Source organism: Nostoc sp. DedQUE07 (assembly GCF_034530975.2).
GTDB lineage: Bacteria > Cyanobacteriota > Cyanobacteriia > Cyanobacteriales > Nostocaceae > Nostoc.
This window is the reverse complement of record NZ_JAVRCC020000064.1, coordinates 1-20104: the sequence shown is the minus strand read 5'-3', so window position 1 is coordinate 20104 and position 20104 is coordinate 1. Positions and strand designations below refer to the sequence as shown.

The following is a 20104-nucleotide window of genomic DNA, read 5'->3' as shown; positions in this document are numbered from 1 at the left end:
TCTTAAAAAGAGTATTCCGCTAACTTTACTTTTGAAAGTCAGGTTTTGATTCGGTGAAATCGAATAATACCAAATCCACTTTTCTATAACCTATTTGGAATATATAAAAAAATCCCGTTGTCGTCACTGCTGACAACGGGAGTATGTAGGATTTTTTATAATCTATCGGTAGGCAACTTGTGGGCCTGCCCAAATTTCTGTCACCTTTTTACCAAAAGTAATTGGCCGATCGCTGTCTGTTGTAGTGATAGTCTTACCATCATTAGCAACTTGCATTAGTGGCCAGTTTTCCTCGCCCAGTTCACCTGCACGGAACAGCACGTTATTAGGTTGGCTTTTACTCCAGCCTAACAATACGGCAATTTTTTCATGTTCTTCGTCACTCACAGGAGCAACTGTATTAGCGTGATTTTTTTGCCGATCCCAAATCACTGCACTATCTGTAGAATCACCTGTGTTAAATATACCATCAAACTTGCGTGCTAAGAAGCGATCGCCTTTTTCTGACCAGCTAACTGGAACTAATACCCCAATTTTACCGCTCGGATCGGTTTCTTCTGACGATTCCGCTTTTACTGCCTTTACCTTTAATAAAGGATCGCTAACTGGAGTCGTTGAAGCCATCACCCACAATTTCTTAGTGTGCATATCTTGGACAAACATCACGCTGGTGACACGGCTGTTGTACATTTGGGGTTTTACCTCCAGTTGCACCCGACTATAAACAGCATATTTACCATCTGGAGAAATCACGGGTACGCTGCGATAGTGACGCACTCCAGAACCACCATTAGCAGCAACAGCTTCTTGAGTTGCTGTAATCCATTTCCAAGGAATCGGATGAGGACTACCTATTGGGTCTATTTGTTCTGCTTGGGACTCATTCGCTGGTTCCACAACAGGTATTTCCGTCATTGTGGTTGATTGAGATTCTCTAATAGCTGGTGCTACTTGAGTTGCTGTCAATGATTCAGTAAAAGACTTTTCTCTAGAGAGATAATTTTCTTGTCCTCTCAAAGACTTGACATTAGCAGCTTTAAGTTTGCGGATTAAATTAAGTTGACTAACAGGAACATCTGTTGATGGTGCGAGTTCAACTGCTGCCAAAGAATCGGGAACAGTTACATCACTTACATCTAAATCGCTGCTTGAGAGATAATTATCTACTTCAGTTGAAGACTCAATTTTATTTGCTGGTAATACTTGCGGTTCCTGAACAGCAGTACTTTGTGTTGGTACAGAGTCAAATTCTTCTGTTATCGATTCGATTTGATCTGTTTTTAATGTTTCAGCTATCTCAGGTTCCCCAACTACAGCTATTTCCTTTGATCCAGAGTCAGATTCTTCAGTTATCGAAGTTAGTTTATGTACTTCGGATCTTACTGGGATCGTGTGAGCCGATGCTCCTAATAAAGGTGCAATCAGTATCACAACGACAACGTAATTGAGAAATGGTTGGGTGCGGAACCATCCTGACAGCAAAAGGGGTTTAAGCATTTGTAGACTCTCTAGAGGGGGCAATTGCTATGTGAGAAGCAATACATCAACAGCAACGAGCAGGTGGTAGTTATATGTATAACAAGAAACTAAAACTAATGACGAAATAATATCTTCAAAGTTTGCAGAGGTTTACAAAAATTAAGTATCATTGTCTACACCTTTTCTTGCTTAGATACGGAATATTTTTTGGCAAAAATATGCGAGTATAGTAAATATGCTGAGAACTCAGTAATTACTACACGATATATAATGTTGCTATACCCAAACACACCAAAAATAAGTCTTGGTTAAAAATATTGAGGATATAGTTTGAGGAATGAGGCTGGCGAACAAGAGTTAGATAACTCAGCTATCGGGGATCGTACTAGCGATCGCTAGTACACAGCAAATAAGCTAGGTTACACACTAAATATAACAGCGCAAACCCTCATGATAGTAAACGTGAGGCGTTAATTAAAAACCTGGGAAAGCGGACGCATAATACATCATACTCAGAATATATTGCTATCAGCAACCCAAAGTTATAAATTGCTATCTAAACTACAGAAGTAGTTAGAAGACGCAATAGTTTTTCGGAAATGTAACTACATTTAAAGTTAATTTCAAGCAGAGGATCGGGAACACAACAAAATTCACTCGGTAGATGCTCTAGCGACTCGCAAAGAAAAACCACTCAGTGATTAGTTTCACTAGAGGCAAATGCGGCTGATACTAGCTGTTACGCTTGTCAACTTAACTATTAAATTAATCAAGCAGCCTTTGGTTTCATGAATACGAAGATATTGTACCACCAAACAGCCAATATTATTTACAGCTAACAACTGTATTTTGCAACTGCGTCCCGAATACAGAAACTTGCTAGATGCAGGCTTAGTGAATTCTGTTTCAACATGCAACTTAAATAGACCTCTTGCAAAAATATATTTTTGCACTCTTAGGGAAAAGGGAAAAGGGTAAAGGGAAAGGATTTTGAGTTTCTTTACCTTTTACCCCGACAAATGCCAAGAAGTCTAATGTTGTCAGTTATGAAGGGCGCACTTACGATGAACTAATGACTCACGACTAAAAACTACTAATTATTAATGAAGATTGTATTTTTTGGTACACCTCAGTTTGCTGTACCCACCTTGGAAAAATTATTAAATCATTCAGAATTTGAGGTGCTGGCGGTTGTCACCCAACCAGATAAACGCCGAGAACGCGGAAATAAACTTACGCCAACACCTGTAAAAGCGATCGCTATTGCTCACAACTTACCAGTATGGCAACCCGAACGGGTGAAAAAAGACAAAGAAACTTTAACTAAACTCAAACAATTAGATGCAGATGTGTTTGTTGTTGTCGCTTATGGACAGATTTTATCGGCAAAAATCTTGAATATGCCAAAATTAGCTTGCATTAATGTGCATGGCTCGATTTTACCCAAATATCGCGGTGCGGCACCGATTCAGTGGTGTTTGTATAACGGAGAGAAAGAAACGGGGATCACCACCATGTTGATGGATGTGGGGATGGATACCGGCGCAATGCTCCAAATAGCCACTACACCGATTGGATTACTGGATAATGCCCAAGATTTAGCCGACAGACTAGCAGAGATTGGTGGGGATTTGTTGATAGAAACTCTGTTAAAGTTGGAACGTAAAGAAATTCAACCAATTCCCCAAGATAATTTAGCAGCTACTTATGCGCCTCTAATTCAAAAACAAGATTATGCTTTAGATTGGTCAAAAAGCGCGCTCCAATTACACAATCAAATCAGAGGCTTTTACGCTAACTGCACCGCTACCTTTCGTAACAACCTGCTGAAAATCACTGCTTCTGCTCCTCTTGGTTCTGTAAGCGATGTCTCGCGACAAGCCGCTTTGCGTCTACGCGATCTCCCACCAGAATTACAAGAATTAGTGCATAAATTGCCTGATTTGTCAAACGTATCAGATCGACCGGGAGTTGTAGTCAGCATTGTCAAAGGAATTGGCGCGATTATCCAGACTGGGGAAGGTTTATTACTGTTGCGAGAAGTTCAGCTAGCTGGTAAACGTCCCCAGTCTGGATGGGATTTTGTTAATGGTACCCGCTTAACTGTAGGAGAAGTTTTTGGTACGGGAAGCTGATGGGGATGGAAGAGATGAGGGAGAATAACTTTTAACTCCAAACTCTTAACTCCAAACTCTTAACTCCAAACTCCAAACTCCTCACTCCTAACTCCTAACTTCTAACTTTTCATAAAAGCGGCAAGATTCGCAAGGGCCATCGGGGTTGACTGCACAGCGAATGAGTTCTGAATGAGCATTGTAGCAGCAGGTGGCATCGCCGACTACCCAACGTCCCGCTACCAAACTTTTCTCAGATGGTCGTTTAGCAGACTGTACATAAATGGCAATATTATGCAAGCGGTAGCGCCCAGCTTGAAGTTTGTATCTATGACGGCGCTCTAAAACCGCGTAGGTTTTACCTTCAAAATCAAGATAGTTTCCAGGTTGGGGTGTCCAATCAAGTTGCACTCTACCGAGGGACTCACGCGGGTGCGTCAGAATCACCTCAGTTGGTAAAGAGTCTGGCTCCATAAGCTTATGTGATTTGATTTACATTATAAGGATAGTATCGCGATCGCTTTCTTTAGCTTACCGAATTTAGATTACAATTATTGATTCACTCTTCGCGTCCCTAAAGATTATGGCAACCAAAAGTTAGGTAGGATAGATTTGCTCAAGTTACGCAAAGTTTGGTTGAGCGATCGCGCCACTTGGATATGCACTTCATCCTCTTCTACAGCTAAAATCTCAGCTGGCTGACCTTCTCCCAAATAAGACACTACCAAATTCGTTGCCTCCAAACCAGTAACATAAGCCTTTTCCTGCGACCAGGAACCATGACGGTTCACAATCCAATCCCCACTCATAAACACATTCTCAAAGCTTGTCTTGGCGGGCAACATATAACGATAGCTGCCAGGTGCAAAGTGAGTTACCGCTTGAGGTAGCCGAATTACACTGCTATCAATAATCTTTGCCTCCCGAAAGGCTGGTACGCAAGTTGCTAAATAACCTTGAACGATTGCTAAAATCTCCTCATCACTCAAATTGAGAAATTGATTTGCGTGATAGAAATCAGCTTCAATCACTGTTCCCGGCTCATCCCGATATTCATCATGTAGAGCATTCAAATCAAAAAACGTCCAACCTGTACTTGCGTCGAATCCAAAACAAGCATTAGAAGGACGAGGAATATCAATTTTACGGTCAAACCATATTCGCGTGGCTAAAACATCAATTGCTCCTAAATTGCTCAAATTACGGAATTCTTCACGACTTTGTAAACTAGGGCTAGTTGAGACAATTTTCTTCATCCCGGTGATTCCAACCGCAAAAATTACGGCATCTGCTTCAATTACTTCATCACCACAAACCACACCCTTAACTTGATTACTATTAACAATTAAGTCTGTAACCCGACGCTTAGGCAATACTCGCGCACCAGCTTTTTCAATTCGTTCCACCCAAGGACGAAATATCTTTTCTCCGACAGTTCCCCGACACCAAACCACATCAAAATCTGGTTGATGAGCCAAAATAAAAAAGTAAAGCATCCCTAAAGTTGCGGCGGCTGAACACTGTTCGCCAGGGGCAAATAAGCCCACTAATAACATCGGTTCAAAAGCATCGCGGTAAAGTCGCGCAGCAACGTTAAAGTCTTTGAACAATTCACGGGCAGTTACAAAATCATAGCGCCGCCAAGCTGCATCGGAATTATCAAAATCAACGACAGCATAAAGTAAAGGTAGGGCGCTAAGACGGTCAATTAGTGGCAGCCGTTTAAACTGAGTGTAGAGAAAAGTTCCCAGTGGCGAGGGTAGTCGCGGTAAGTCTTGAAAAATTGGTGATTCAACTTCCAAACCTGCTGGCGAATATTGCGAAGAACGAGTCCAAGTAGTAAAAGGATTAATTTCTAATTCATTGATTAGGGAAAAAATATTTTTGTAAGGATACCAGAAGCCATGAATGCCAGCTTCCACAGATTTGCCGGCTGCCGTTTGCCAACCTGCCACCAATCCACCAGGATAGGGGCCTGCTTCCAGAAGTGTCACATCATAACCTTGTTTTGCCAAATGGTAAGTTGCTCCTAAACCAGCCCAACCAGCACCTACAACTACCACCCGTTTTTGTTGTAACCCTCCTACCATCACAGCCTCCAATTGTTGCAGTCCCTCAACTAATGTATACGAACTTGTGTTGCGATCGAGCAAGGGTTGTCATTATAGCGGTTTTCACTTGGATGCAATAGGCTCTTTGCTAGCAGATTCCATCGAATTTAAAATAGTTATAAACTTGAAAAAAGGCTTAGGGAAAGCCGTTCAGTAAAAATCACTTGCGGTTAATGCTGAGTTAAGAGTATAACAGAAAACAGAATTCACTATTGATGAGGATAATCATAATGTCTCAATTAGCAAATGTAAAATCCAGTCTAAATGACTTTGAATTACGAGATGGAATTTATTTTCCCAGCGACTATGAACAATTAACTAATACTCAACATAAAAAAACATGGGATGCAATCGGTAAAACATATTATGGCTCCCAAAAAATTGAAAAAGTTGCAGCGACATCGCCCATTAAACAAGATTACACTCTGCTAACTGGTACGCCTGGAGGTACTTGGAACAAATTTCCGTTGAATAAATCTGTTGGTTCTATTCTAGAAATTGGTTCTGGTTATGGCCGCGCACCTTTACATCTTTCTAAAGCGAAAAATCTGAAATGTGAAAAATATTATGGCATTGATATTTCTGAACCTCTATTGCGGAGGTTAGTCAAGGTTAAACAAGAATACAATTTTTTTCCAGAAGCGGAATTTAACTTGATTTGCACTTCTGCTGAGACATTGCCTTTAGAAGATAATTCTATAGATTTGGTAATTTCTAACTGCGTTTTTATGCATATCCCAGATGCACAATTAAGAAATTTATTGGCTGATATATGTCGTGTGCTAAAACCGGGCGGAATTTTTGTTTTTAATCATTCCTTTCACAATAAGTCCTGTCCTTCTCATATTATCCATAATTTTATCAGAAGGCTGAACCCATTTGTGAGAAATCCGGTTTATCTCAAGCAATATTCAGCTGCTGAAATAGAAGAAATGTTAGCTACTGCTGGAATGAAAGCGAAGTGTCCACAATACATTGTCGAACCAACAGCAGAATATGCGATTTTGCCGGAAACCATCAAAGGGATTCCGGTGCCATTTGCTAATGCTATCAATAGGAGTCTCAAGCCATCCGATAATTTAAAAGAAACTTTGGCTTACGGTTTTAGTGCGTACAGTACGAAACTGGATTAATTAATAAACTCTCTGATTGTCACAATCAATTGAATACAAATAATCTACAAAAGCACAACATTGTTGTGCTTTTACTTTTGTAATAAATGCCTTTTAATTACAATAATTATCCATAGATGATTATAATATCGTGTCTGATTAATTAGTTATAATTCAATACGCTTGGTTTAAGGGTTATTGGCGTAGTCTTTCTGCAATAAATCACGTCTTTACATCAAGGTTTTGGACTTATCTGAACTGTATTGATTTTTAAATCAAAACCTTCTCGACGACAAATAATGTCATAGTAAACTAGAGATTTAATAGATTGCCAAAAGGGCATTAATATTATGCTAGTAATTAAATTTAAAATTATCAGTAGTAATGTACTGATAAACACTTTATTTTCATTAGCTCAATCTCCAGATAACAATAAGGAGATTAGTTGTATTAAAATGTTGAATCCTTTACTATAAATCAACCATCCTAAAATTTGTATAGGCAAAGTAATTACAAATGATATAAATATAATGGCAATAATCCGCCATGTTAAACCCTTGGTTAGTTGTCTACTTCTCTTAATTGCGCCAATGAAGTTAGTATCATCTTCTATTGCTAGAGGTAAATCAGTAATGAAGAAACGCGAGTAAAACCACAGAGGGCTGAAATAAACAGCTATAGCTATAGGAATAATGATGATTCTAAATATAGTATTGTCAAAGGGATTTGCTTGATTGATTGGTTGAGATATGGTACCAAAGATTGTTGCTAATATTCCATATATTATTCCAGCAATTATTGAAATTCCAATGTAAAAAATAAAAAATTGTAGTAAACATATTAATATAACTAGAATTGCAGTTATGAGAAATTGCCAAAATCTTTTTTTAATCTGAATTTTTGCAAATTTTGAACTTTCTGGTTGAGCACTAATTTCACTAAACGCTAAACGGGAAATTAAACCAGCGAACGCATAAAATTTTGCCCAGCCATAAATCGGGACTATTAGCCATAAATGGGCAAATAATGACAGGCGAGAAAATTTTTTGAAATTTGAACGATATAGATAGCTAGCAAGGCTAACAATATTACCAATATTAAACTGCTGCATAAGATTTGGAAGCATAGGAACTAGGGACTAGGGATTAAGAACTAAGAGGATGTTTTAAAAGTTGAAACCAGTCAAAAATTATGCAAGTCGTCTGATCGTAATACGAATCATGGCAATATAGATGAATGTCTCTGAGGTTTCAGGAAGGCGTTCATAATCCAATACGGTTCAGTAAGCGCTAAAAAGCTTATTAGTGATGTTAAATCTCCAAGCTTCGACTCGTTGTTGAACCTGATATGACTTATAGTTACGGAAGATTCAAGGTTGCCCAATAAAGATTAAATTCGCCAAAACTTGTACTTTTGTTAACTCGCGCACGAGACGTTGAGCTTGATATTTATAAAGTGGTATTGGCAATACTCTAGGCAAATTATTCATCCATTTCCTAGCATCAGTTGAACTACATCCCGTAATCAAAACTATCTCTTCAGTGCCATACATAATGGCATTTGTAGTTAGAGCTTTTTCAATCTGCACCTGCCAAAGACGAGGCAGCATTTCACCCCATTCAATTCGCTGTAAACTACTGCTTGTGGCTAAAACAATCAAGCGATCGCCAGCATCAAGCTTAACATCATACCAGGGCATTAAAGAGTAATTGTCTCGCTGATATTTCTGGTAGAGAATCGGTACAACGCTGTAGCCAGATGCTATTTCAGATAAAAGCAATCCATTCAAGGTATCGCCATCTTCAATTTTGTATTCCGTCACCATGACTATTTGCTCATTCAAGTGAAACAAGCTCAGAACATTTTCTCCAAAAGCAGCACAAGCAAAAACTTCTGCCGACAAAGCCGCGCCACATATAACTTGAGCATAAGGGAACAGAGGGGCGATATTATCACTAAATTGGCGGTCTTGAGAGCGGATAATCAAGGTAGTGGCGGGATTCATTGCATGAGCCATCAAACCAATTTCCAGATTTTCCATATTGTCGTCCCCAACTAAAATGATGCTTTTAGCATGGGAGATATTCGCCTTAGTGAGTGCTTCGGTAGCATTACCAACGATAAGGGGCATATCGGGTAAAGTTTCTTGGTCGAGAGTGGTAGGATGAATTCCTACTAACGGCTGGTTGAGTTCTTGCAAAAGAGCAGCTACTTTCTGTCCCAAGCGATTTAAGCCAATAATTATCAGATGGTTGCGTCGTGGTATGGGAGGGCGGGAATTGAAAAAATGGAATCTTGAAGTGACGAGAGCATCAGTCAGCAGTGCATATAATACTCCCACGAAAGCTTGACCTGTCAACGTCATTCCCAGGCTAAACAACCGCAACCACCAAGGGATATCGTCTGAAGGTTTTGATTGCGCTGCAAACTCAACACCGCCAAATAAATCTCCGTATCCTCCCAAGAGCAAAATTGCTGTCGCATAAAAAGCTTCTTGGATGCTGATATCAGGATAATATAAGCGGTAAAGAACTATCCCAACAAACCACAGGATAAGTACAGTAATCGCATAGATTGTTGCAATTCGCCGGATTTGATTTTGGCTTTGGTAGTAAGATTGCCAAAATTGCACTATTTTATCCTTGAGATTTTTCGCTGTGATACCTTGGATAAACTGTTGCAACTGCCACTTTTGGTTATGAGATTGCCGGCGTTGTTCAGAGAAAGCTAAATCGTATGCAACATCAATGTAAACTAGCGTGTCTCCTACCTGCACTTCTGCCTCTGGGTTCCAGCCAAACAATTCTTTGATTGGGCTAGATGAAACAGGTGTATGACTCAAGATGCGGCGAGTTGTGAGATTGAGTCTATGTACTGGCTTGCCATTACACCAGCTATCCTTCGGTTGTACCTGGTGCTTTATCACTTGCAACAGTTGCCCTTCTAAGGTGAAATATCCAATAGCTTCAGAACCAAGGGCTGTCAGAGCGAAGGCATGAGCTGAAAGATGAGTAGGTTCAAAGGCAACAAAATTACCGAGATTTTCCCACAAGAGTTTGTTGAAATTTTGTTTGTCAGAACGTACAATCAAGCGAACGTGCGGATTAAGACGCCGTGCTGCAAAGGCAGCTTCTATATTTATCCGCTCATTTCTGGTTACTAAAAGTATAGAACGACACTGACATATACCTGCCCGCTCTAAAACACTTGGCTGGCGGCAGTCTCCTACGATCAACTTTTCTAGTAAGTTAGGTATTTCTGGGACTTCCCAATGTTCGGGTTGCACATCCTCAATAGCACTGACTTTAACATCGTATTCCTTGAGGATTGCAACGCAATGTTGCCCTAAACTTTTGAGTCCGCATACTAAGAAAAGGTCTTGGGGTTTTTTTTGATTGCTGCTAGGAGGGGGATGCACTTTCTGTTGACGGTAGTATTAGATACTGCTAACAGGATGTGTTTACTAGGGTTTTTACACTTTGGTAATTCCTAACAATTTTACCAGTTGGTTTCAAGATGAGTATCAAACGATCGTAAACCATATCGAATTCTGATATTTGATACCCAACTAAACGCAAATCTTGTTTAAAGTTTAGATAGTTTTTGGGATTTCCTTGATTGATTGTGATGTAATTTACCAACTTTTTCCAACATATTAAAGCTAAAGTTGGTAAATTAAGGATTAGTTGAGCTAATTCTTCCCTTTGCAACTATGCCATTGGATTTATCGCCTCTTTGGATATCACTCAAAACTTCATTACTTGCCACATTTATCACCTTCTTTTTGGGTATCGCTGCTGCCTACTGGATGCTGGGATATCGTGGCAAAGGTAAATCGTTGATTGAGAGTATCTTGATTGCGCCCCTGATTTTACCGCCCACAGTTGTCGGGTTCTTGTTGCTGCTATTTTTTGGCAAAAATGGCCCTGTAGGGAAATTCATGGGGGCTTTTGACTTCAGCATCGTCTTTACTTGGTATGGTGCGGCGATCGCAGCCACAGTAGTTTCTTTCCCTTTAATGTATAAAACTGCACTGGGAGCCTTTGAACAAATAGATGGTAATCTGCTGCGAGTAGCTAGAACCCTTGGTGCAAATGAAATCACAATCTTTTGGCGCATCAGTTTACCCTTAGCACTACCCGGCATTGTCGCCGCCACAATGCTCGCTTTTGCCCGTGCTTTAGGAGAATTCGGCGCGACATTGATGTTGGCTGGTAATATTCCTGGACAAACGCAGACAATCCCAATGGCGATTTATTTTGCAGTGGAAGCAGGAGCAATAAATGAGGCTTGGTTTTGGGCGATCGCAATTATGGCGATTTCTCTCTCTGGAATTATTGCAGTCAACTTCTGGCAAGAACTGAGGGAAAGAAAGAGAGCAGGGGAAGCAGGGGAAGCAGGGGAAGCAGGGGGAGCAGGGGGAGCAGGGGGAGAAATTCTCTACAACCCGCAATCTACTTTTGAATCTGGTGGATTGTTAGTCAACATTGAAAAAATACTTCCTAGCTTTGATTTAAAAGTTGCTTTCAGTACTGATGAGCAACCCTTGGGATTGTTAGGAGGTTCTGGAGCAGGTAAGAGCATGATTTTGCGCTGCCTTGCGGGGATAGAAACGCCGACAACCGGGCGCATAGTTTTAAATGACAGAGTTCTGTTTGACTCCGAACAAGGAATTAATCTACCCAGCCGCGATCGCCGCATCGGTTTTTTAGTGCAGAATTACGCTCTGTTTCCGCACATGAGTGTGGCGCAAAATATCGCTTTCGGTTTGCCCAAAAAACTATCGGCTGGGAGTATTCGGGTACAGGTTGAGGAGCAACTAATAGCGATGCAGTTGCAAGGATTAGGCGATCGCTATCCGCACCAACTTTCTGGGGGACAACAACAACGGGTAGCTTTGGCAAGAGCATTGGCAAGTCAACCGGAAGCGCTGCTCTTAGATGAGCCGTTTTCCGCACTTGATACCCATCTGCGTAGTCAGTTAGAGCAGCAAATGACAGAAACTCTGGCTGGCTATCAAGGTGTGACTCTATTTGTCACCCATAATATGGAAGAAGCTTATCGGATTTGTCCGAATCTATTGGTATTGGAGCATGGTAGAGCCGTTCATTATGGCAGCAAATACGATATTTTCCAGCATCCTGCTACTGTGAGTGTCGCCCAACTCACTGGATGCAAAAACTTCTCCCGTGCTGTTCTCCAGTCATCACAACAGGTAGAAGCGACTGATTGGGATTGTACTCTGCAAGTAATTGAACCAGTCACGAGCGAATTATCCCACGTCGGCATTCGTGCCCATCAGTTCATTTTTACCAAGGACTCATCACAGGAAAATACCTTTCCCTGTTGGGTAGCACGAACCAGTGAAACGCCCCATCGAATGACATTATTTCTCAAACTACATTCGGCTGGCAAGAATTCTCAAGATTATCATCTGCAAGCTGAAGTCTTCAAAGAAAAATGGGCGACTATGAAAGACCAACCTTTTCCTTGGTATGTGCGTTTAGATCCTCTGCGGTTGATTTTGATGGAGTGAACGCAGAGATGTATATCGCAATCCCAATTTTACAATTGTCTTATCGCAGACATCCCTCTAATATCATGTTCAGTTAATTAGTTATAATTTCCGTCATCTATGCAGAAACCGGAAAACCCTCTTTCCCCCAGCTAAGATCCCCCAGCAAGAACTGCGTTCTTAATGATAAGTCTTTCACCAGACATGATATAACACTGAAACTATTTTAAGTAACATTAATTATTTTTAAAGTCTTGGTTTAGACCTACATCAACTGATAATTTTAGAAGTCCTTACTTCAAGCGCCCAGACCCAAAGAGTCTGAGCGCTTGAATATTAGGTTGCAGAGAAACTTCTGCTAGATTGTTATAGAATTATGCGGGCATCATGTGCATACTTCTGCAAGACTCTGCACACTTACGGCAAGCGGCAGCACATTCCATCATTTTCGCGTCATCGCTCATCATCTCACACGCCATTGCAGTGCGATCGCACATTTCCGCACAAAGCATACAAGTGCGTTCCATGAACTCAGAACCGCTCATCATCATATTCATGCACATCATGCACATTTCAGAACAATCGCGCATCATACTCATCATGCTCATCATGTTCTTATCCATGTGCTGACCACCTTTGCTCATGCAATGAGTCATGGTTTCCATGCACATTTTATGACAGTCCATACAAACATCCATGCAAGTCTGCATATCTGGAGTCATGGTTTCAGTCATCATCATCATCATCATCGGAAATACCTCCTGATTTTTTGATGCATAAATAGTGTCCTTGAAAGGACTACTCTTCACATTAGTCTTATCCTTTTAAAGAGTCAATGGGGTTTTTAATCCAGAATTTTTAAGCCTACTATCCCGATATAATTACCGGAAAATTGAATAAATTCTACACTATTTTGGTGTTGTTTTCCTGGGGAATGCTATACATTAAGGCTTAAAAAGCCTCGTTTCTAAGTGGGGTTTAATTTGGCAAGTCATATATACATCGGGATCAAAAGTTAGGGTTAAATTTAATTTAAAAATAATGTTATTATTTTTAATAAATGAATGCCTTAATAAAGCATTTGTAAATTTATATTAAATAGAGTTTTATTAACTTATATTAATTTCAAAATATATGTCTTAAAAAATTCGTAATTCATAATGTAATTTCAACTGCACTTAAAAGAAAATTTCCTCGAAAAAAGTAATTTTCACAACTTACATAAGATATGATGGAGGTTATAGATTTGATTGCAATTTCAGTAAGCGATCGCTCGCTGCTTGTAACGTCTCAGGTCTTTTGCTGAAACAAAATCTTATCAATGAATGTCCTTTTTCTGGTTGGCTGAAAAAGCTGGAACCGGGAACTACAGCAACACCAATATTTTTAATCAGATGGTAAGTGAATTCAACATCTGTTTTATAGCCAAATTTGGAAATATCTGCAAGAACGTAATAGGCTCCTTGAGGAACAAAATAGGGAATGCCAACTCGATCTAGAATTTGTAAAATGCTGTCTCGCTTCTGGTGATAAAGTTTGCCTAGTTCTTCATAATAGGATGGTGGCAGTTGCATGGCAGCAACTCCGGCTCGTTGCAAAGGTGCAGGTGCGCCAACGGTGAGAAAATCATGGACTTTGCGAATCGCCCCTGTCAATTCGGGGTTTGCCAGAATGTAGCCGACTCGCCATCCAGTGACGCTATAAGTTTTGGATAAACCATTAATTGTAACGGTGCGTTCTTCCATACCGGGGAGAGTCGCTAGGGCAATATGTTGAGTGCCGTCATAGAGAATATGTTCATAGATTTCATCAGTGAACGCTAACACATCCCATTTTTGACAAAGTTCAGCAATTAAGGTGAGTTCTTCACGGCTGAAGACTTTACCTGTGGGATTATGGGGTGTGTTGATAATAATCGCTTTGGTATTGGCATTGAAAGCTTGACGCAACTGTGATTCATCAAATGTCCAATAAGGAGGATGCAGTGTGACGTAGCGGGGTATAGCACCAGCTAAAATCGCATCGGGGCCGTAGTTTTCATAATATGGCTCAAATACAATTACTTCGTCACCGGGATCGACTGTCGCTAGCATGACAGATGCCATTGCTTCTGTGGAACCACAGGTAACGGTGATTTGGGTTTCGGGATTGATATCTAAGCCTAGATACCAACGAACTTTGTTAGCGATCGCATGGCGAAATGGGCGATCGCCCCAAGTAATGGCATACTGATTAACATCTGCCTCTATTGCCTGATATGCTGCCTGTTTCAACTCCGGTGGACAGGGAAAATCAGGGAAACCCTGCGCCAAATTCACCGCATCGTGTTGCAGTGCTACCCTGGTCATTTCTCGAATCACCGACTCTGTAAACTGTTCTGCCTTCGCTGATATTTTTTGCCGCCCAATCTTACTCACCCCTATACCTCCCTTAATCCTTGATTGCCGTTATCCAGGAATTTCTATAAAACAGATAAAACCATAATATTGATAGATTTATCGTAGTATACTCAAATTTCTGATCTAGAGGAAGAAGCAAGGGAGCAGCACTTGGCTACGCTCAGTGACCAGGGGAGCAGGCGAGAAGAGTTTTCCCCTCAGCAAGAACAGCACTCTACCCCTCAGCCTCTTTTCAATGCCTAATGCCCGTATTATCTATATACTTAATTATTGAGATTAATAGTCAATTATTGAAGTACTGATCCAGAATCATCATGAAATCTTTGCACCGTCCCGATCTGTATAGCTGGTCTAATTTCAATCCGGCAAGAAATATTGATTTCAATGGGATTGCCTGGATTCGCCCAGATGGCAACATCTTGATTGACCCAGTAGCCCTATCAAACCATGATTGGAATCATCTAAAATCCCTCGGCGGTGTGGTTTGGATTGTGCTGACGAATTCTGAGCATATCAGGGCAAGTAAAGAAATTGCCGATCAAACCTATGCTAAGATTGCTGGCCCTATTGCAGAAAAAGACACTTTTCCTATACCTTGCGATCGCTGGCTATCTGATGGTGAAGAATTTGTCCCAGGACTGGAAGTGATTGAACTCAATGGTTCTAAAACTCCTGGTGAGTTGGCTTTGTTACTGGAAGAGACAACTTTAATTACAGGGGATTTAGTACGGGCACGTAAAGCAGGTAGCTTGACGATTTTACCAGATGACAAGCTGCTGAATCGAGAGGAGGCTGTTGCTTCTATTCGCAGGTTGGCTCAACTGAGTCGGGTAGAAGCAGTGCTGGTGGGGGATGGTTGGCCAGTTTTTCGGGATGGACGCGATCGCTTAAAGGATCTGGTAGCGACGCTGTAAATAATTAGGGTAGCACAGCTAGCTGTGCTACCCTACAGGCGAATGTAGTTCAAATAGATCAAAAAGGCTGTCAGAAGAAAATCAAACAACACCGTATCATGGTAGTTAGTAGCATTTACGTTTGATACTTTCTTTTTTGCCATACAAGAATATCAGGTAAGTAATATCCTGATTTCCTGACGGCAGAATGCGAAAGCTTTTACTGATTCACTTAGTTGGAGAACGCTGATGTCGAAGGAAAGAAAAAGTAATAAAGAAGCTAAAAAACCTAAAAAAGATCCTAAAGACAAAAAGGAGAAAAAAGACCCAGGCAAATAGAACGATTTAGGTAAATAGTTTTAGCGAAGACCAAGAGTTGCATTTCCTTACATTGACAATATTTCGTCCAGTAGGACTGAATAGGAAAAGTAATTGTCAAAAATTTATTCACTCTTGGTCAGTATCAAAATCTGATGTATTTAAGTTGTGTGCGATGTTAGGACGGGCTGTGACGCTCGATAGTGCAGCGTTAGCGACACAGGAAGGTCTTGACTCGCTAATGCTACGCTATCGGTGACGCAATTTATCAAGCAGGCTCAAATTTCAGCGAAACACCGTTCATGCAGTAGCGCTTGCCAGTGGGTGCAGGCCCATCATCAAAAACATGACCCAGATGACCACCACAGCGACTACAATGCACTTCAGTTCTGGTCATAAACAACGACTTGTCTACAGTTGTGGCGATCGCACCTTCAATTGGATTAAAGAAGCTAGGCCAGCCAGTACCACTATTAAATTTGGTATCAGATGTAAACAGTGGTTGTTCGCAGGCGGCACAATAATAAGTACCATTGTCGTATTTCTTATCCAATGGACTGGTGTAAGGGCGTTCAGTTCCATGTTTACGCAATACATTAAACTGTTCTGGCGTTAAAATGGTGCGCCATTCTGACTCTGGTTTGGTAACTTCAAATCCACTTTGAGAAGTTGTCATTGCTTGTGACCCCCAATTGATATACCTTGATAACAGTGCTGTGCCGACTATGACTGCACTAGCCTGTAAAAAATAGCGTTTGTCCATATATCTATTATTTTCTATTTTCCGGTTCACTGGCCAATCAATTCCAGTACGGGATTCCCTACATGAATAACTATAATCAGCGATCGCTCTGAATTAGCCCTGAGAAACTGATTAAAATAAGCTTTGAAACAACAAATGATTTTTCAATAAAATACTAGGCGGCAATCCGAGCAACTTGATTTAATTTTGGGCAATACAAGTAGAGTTTTCAACTAGAGCATAACAATAGAGAATCAATCATCTTCATCAGAGATGGTTGTGATATCCTCAATAGTCCCTTGTTTACCCTGACTCGTCAGAAATACAAATGTGCGATTGAGCCGCTTCACGCCACTTAGGGTAATCAGAGTCAGTAAGCCTCCCAATAATCCCATTTGCCATAGACCACAACCAATTGCAGCCCCCAACCCAGCCGCCGTCCAGACACAGGCGGCTGTAGTTAAACCTTTTACTTTTGGCGTTGCAGATTTTCTCGGAGACTCTTGTAAAATCAATCCAGCTCCGAGAAATCCAACTCCGGTAGCTACACCTTGAATTGTGCGACTCAGTGCATTGGTAGCAGCATAGGGACTCTCGCCCTCAACCTGCAAAGGAATCATCACAAATAATGCTGCCCCCATACTCACGAGCATAAATGTTCTCATCCCTGCTGGTCTACCTCCTTGCTGACGGTTGAATCCAATCAAGCAACCAACCAGGAGCGCCAAAGACAATCTAAACGCTATATGTGGCCAATCGTTGGCAGCAATAAACATCGGCCCCATTGCCTTATTTCTCCTAGAGACAGAACGGAATTTTGCACCTATTGGCAGTGTGGGCTGGATGGCTACCCACTTTTGTAGCTGAAAACTTAAGCACTGCAAATCAATAGGCTTTCAGTACATTAAGGTTAATTTAACAAAAGGTTAGGAATAAGTAAACTAATATACCCAAAGCTACCATTGATGTATTCTTCCTAGAGACAGAGGCAGGGGAAGAAGAAATATTGATTGTTATCTATACCCAATCCCCAATTTCCAATTTTTGCGATCGCTAGCTTATTGAACACCGCCTAATATACATTGTTCTGATAGAGATACCGGAGTTTTACGAAAAACTTCTTGCTTGATTAAGTAGGATATGTGATATTGTTAAAACTATAAATAAAGCACGGTATTTCTATCGAATTGCCGTAGTTTAAAAGGACAGGATTCATGCAGCTACTATGGTTCATCCCAACCCACGGCGACGGACGTTACCTTGCAACTGCTACAGGTGGAAGGGCAGTAAGCTTTCCCTATCTGCGGCAGATTGCTCAAGCGGTGGATGACCTTGGTTATACAGGGGCATTGCTGCCTACAGGCCGCTCTTGCGAAGATGCTTGGATTGTAGCGTCAACCTTGGTATCACTGACGCGACAGATGCGTTTTTTAGTAGCGATTCGTCCCGGCTTGGTATCACCTGGAGTAGCGGCGCGGATGGCGGCGACTTTCGATCGCCTCTCTGGGGGACGCTTGCTAATTAATGTCGTGACCGGTGGCGATCCCGTAGAATTGGCGGGAGATGGCTTGCATTTGGATCACGATCGCCGCTATGAATTAACAGATGAATTTTTGACAGTATGGCGAGCGATCGCTAGTGGCGAACAAGTCAATCTCCAAGGCGACTATCTTAATATCCAAGATGGAAAATTGCTGTTTCCACCTGTTCAAAAGCCATATCCGCCCTTGTGGTTTGGCGGTTCCTCTCCTGTGGCTCAAAAAATTGCTGCCAAGCACGTAGATGTCTATCTAACTTGGGGCGAACCACCGGCGCAAGTAGCCGAGAAGATTGCAGCAGTTCGCAGACTTGCTTTATCAGAAGGCCGGACTTTGCGGTTCGGGATTCGTTTACACGTGATTGTCCGCGAAACCGAGAGTGCAGCTTGGGATGCAGCGAATGATTTGATTAAATATGTAGATGACGAAGCGATCGCAAAAGCCCAAAAAGCTTATGCTCGAATGGATTCAGTTGGACAACAGCGAATGACTCAATTACACCACGGTAATCGTGAGGCATTAGAGATTAGCCCGAACCTGTGGGCGGGAGTCGGTTTAGTGCGGGGTGGCGCGGGAACAGCCTTAGTAGGAGATCCTCAAACCGTAGCTGCCAGGATATTAGAATATGCTGAGTTAGGTATTGAGTCCTTTATCCTCTCTGGCTATCCTCACCTAGAGGAAGCTTATCGAGTTGCAGAACTTCTATTTCCCCATTTGCCATTAGAGAATTTACCCACAGTGGAGAAGCAACACGTCTTAAGTCCATTTGGCGAGATTGTAGCAAATGAAGATTTCCCTAAGCAGCAACATCAGGAGAAAGCTACATCCATATCCTAGTAAAGTTTAGGGTATTGGGCATTGGTTATTTCCCATTCCCCATTCCGATTAATGCATAGGAGTTTAATTGAATGACAAATATTTTAGCGATCGCAGGTAGTCCAACCCATCCATCTAGAACCTATGGTGTTGTCGAATATACTGCCCAGCTTTTACAACAAGAAGGCTTGCATGTAGATATTATTTCAGTTCGGGATTTACCTGCTGAAGATTTAGTTTTTGGACGATACGACAGCCCTGCTTTAGAACAGCCAAAAGAATTATTAGCAAAGGCAGATGGTGTGATTATTGCCACCCCAATTTACAAAGCTGCTTACACAGGAGTGCTAAAAACATTTCTAGATTTGCTGCCACAAAAATCATTAACAGGTAAACCCGTGTTACCAATTGCTTTGGGTGGAACCATCGCTCATTTATTGGCAATTGAATATGCCCTCAAACCTGTGTTATCTGAATTAGGAGCGCGGCATATCCTAGCCACTATTTATGCGGTAGACAAACAAATTCAACGACAAGCCGATCACAGCGTTGTGTTAGATGAGGAAATTGACCAAAGACTCAAAGACGTTCTCAAAGAATTTGTGAAAGCTGTAGAATATGATGCCGCAGCACCTCAAGAATTGGTTCATGCCAATTAAATAATTAAGTTTATACCTCCGTTTGCTTGTAGCAGAGGGGTAAAATTTACCCATCTGTTACTTTTTTTTAAAGTTAATCAGAGCCAGATAACTTTACTTTCAGAAATGGCACTTTTATTGCAATATTAAAATTATTTATAGATGACGCTCATATTTCTCTGCCAACTTTTATAGTCTATTAAACTAACACCGCTATATTTATTATTTTTTCTATAAAATATCTTGTATATATGCAAATTGTCTCCTAACTCTACCTATAGTAGATGAGTGAAATTTACTCATCTACTACTTTCTCTACTTAAATTTCAAACTTTATCAACAAATTCACAAAATTATAGGTTGGATAAGGCTAATACCTTAGCTCGACTTTATCCATTTTTAATTCAATCAAGCAGCGTAAACAGCAAT

General features: G+C 41.1%; 15 protein-coding genes. 6 read left to right on the top strand and 9 right to left on the bottom strand.

Annotated elements, in window-relative coordinates:
• Window positions 1-162 precede the first annotated feature (162 nt).
• Window positions 163-1497 (bottom strand): hypothetical protein, encoded by a 1335-nt coding sequence (locus RMZ95_RS29985; protein ID WP_322685162.1) that lies wholly within the window; start codon window positions 1495-1497, stop codon window positions 163-165.
• A 1085-nt stretch (window positions 1498-2582) separates the two neighbouring features.
• Here RMZ95_RS29985 and fmt point away from each other — a divergent pair.
• Complete coding sequence (gene fmt, locus RMZ95_RS29980) at window positions 2583-3614, top strand: methionyl-tRNA formyltransferase (RefSeq protein ID WP_322685161.1); 1032 nt, start codon at window positions 2583-2585, stop codon at window positions 3612-3614.
• Window positions 3615-3701: 87 nt separating this feature from the next.
• Here the strand turns inward: fmt and RMZ95_RS29975 are convergent, their stop codons facing one another.
• Window positions 3702-4067, bottom strand: coding sequence for a DUF6464 family protein (locus tag RMZ95_RS29975; RefSeq protein WP_322685160.1), 366 nt, complete (start codon window positions 4065-4067; stop codon window positions 3702-3704).
• A 107-nt stretch (window positions 4068-4174) separates the two neighbouring features.
• Window positions 4175-5683 (bottom strand): FAD-dependent oxidoreductase, encoded by a 1509-nt coding sequence (locus RMZ95_RS29970; protein WP_322685177.1) that lies wholly within the window; start codon window positions 5681-5683, stop codon window positions 4175-4177.
• Between the two features lie 251 nt (window positions 5684-5934).
• Here RMZ95_RS29970 and RMZ95_RS29965 point away from each other — a divergent pair, with 251 nt between their 5' ends.
• On the top strand, window positions 5935-6837 hold the full coding sequence (locus RMZ95_RS29965; protein ID WP_322685159.1) for a class I SAM-dependent methyltransferase: 903 nt from the start codon (window positions 5935-5937) through the stop codon (window positions 6835-6837).
• 394 nt (window positions 6838-7231) lie between these two features.
• Here the strand turns inward: RMZ95_RS29965 and RMZ95_RS29960 are convergent, their stop codons facing one another.
• Together RMZ95_RS29960 and RMZ95_RS29955 are read right to left on the bottom strand one after the other, a co-directional pair.
• The gene (locus RMZ95_RS29960) at window positions 7232-7927 is read right to left on the bottom strand and encodes a hypothetical protein (protein WP_409884126.1); all 696 of its coding nucleotides are present in this window, start codon (window positions 7925-7927) and stop codon (window positions 7232-7234) included.
• A gap of 258 nt (window positions 7928-8185) precedes the next feature.
• Window positions 8186-10234 (bottom strand): potassium channel family protein, encoded by a 2049-nt coding sequence (locus RMZ95_RS29955; protein ID WP_322685157.1) that lies wholly within the window; start codon window positions 10232-10234, stop codon window positions 8186-8188.
• Between the two features lie 294 nt (window positions 10235-10528).
• Here RMZ95_RS29955 and modB point away from each other — a divergent pair, with 294 nt between their 5' ends.
• Window positions 10529-12352 carry a molybdate ABC transporter permease subunit gene (modB, locus tag RMZ95_RS29950; RefSeq protein WP_322685156.1) on the top strand — a complete coding sequence of 608 codons (1824 nt, stop codon included), beginning with the start codon at window positions 10529-10531 and terminating at the stop codon, window positions 12350-12352.
• A gap of 353 nt (window positions 12353-12705) precedes the next feature.
• On the opposite strand, the gene RMZ95_RS29945 is transcribed toward modB, so the two are convergent.
• Both RMZ95_RS29945 and RMZ95_RS29940 read right to left on the bottom strand, forming a co-directional pair.
• A complete protein-coding gene (locus RMZ95_RS29945) occupies window positions 12706-13077 on the bottom strand; it encodes a four-helix bundle copper-binding protein (RefSeq protein ID WP_322685176.1) in 372 nt (123 codons plus the stop codon).
• 492 nt (window positions 13078-13569) lie between these two features.
• A complete protein-coding gene (locus RMZ95_RS29940; protein WP_322685155.1) occupies window positions 13570-14748 on the bottom strand; it encodes a pyridoxal phosphate-dependent aminotransferase in 1179 nt (392 codons plus the stop codon).
• A gap of 296 nt (window positions 14749-15044) precedes the next feature.
• On the opposite strand from RMZ95_RS29940, the gene RMZ95_RS29935 reads away from it, so the two are divergent.
• Entirely contained in the window at window positions 15045-15644 is a 600-nt protein-coding gene (locus tag RMZ95_RS29935; protein WP_322685154.1) for an MBL fold metallo-hydrolase, read from the top strand.
• Between the two features lie 565 nt (window positions 15645-16209).
• On the opposite strand, the gene msrB is transcribed toward RMZ95_RS29935, so the two are convergent.
• A complete protein-coding gene (gene msrB, locus RMZ95_RS29930) occupies window positions 16210-16704 on the bottom strand; it encodes a peptide-methionine (R)-S-oxide reductase MsrB (RefSeq protein ID WP_322674894.1) in 495 nt (164 codons plus the stop codon).
• 233 nt (window positions 16705-16937) lie between these two features.
• Complete coding sequence (locus tag RMZ95_RS29925) at window positions 16938-17468, bottom strand: MgtC/SapB family protein (RefSeq protein ID WP_322685175.1); 531 nt, start codon at window positions 17466-17468, stop codon at window positions 16938-16940.
• A 429-nt stretch (window positions 17469-17897) separates the two neighbouring features.
• On the opposite strand from RMZ95_RS29925, the gene ssuD reads away from it, so the two are divergent.
• Together ssuD and ssuE are read left to right on the top strand one after the other, a co-directional pair.
• Entirely contained in the window at window positions 17898-19058 is a 1161-nt protein-coding gene (gene ssuD, locus RMZ95_RS29920) for an FMNH2-dependent alkanesulfonate monooxygenase (protein WP_322685153.1), read from the top strand.
• A gap of 71 nt (window positions 19059-19129) precedes the next feature.
• A complete protein-coding gene (ssuE, locus tag RMZ95_RS29915; RefSeq protein ID WP_322685152.1) occupies window positions 19130-19696 on the top strand; it encodes an NADPH-dependent FMN reductase in 567 nt (188 codons plus the stop codon).
• The last annotated feature ends 408 nt before the right edge of the window (window positions 19697-20104 follow it).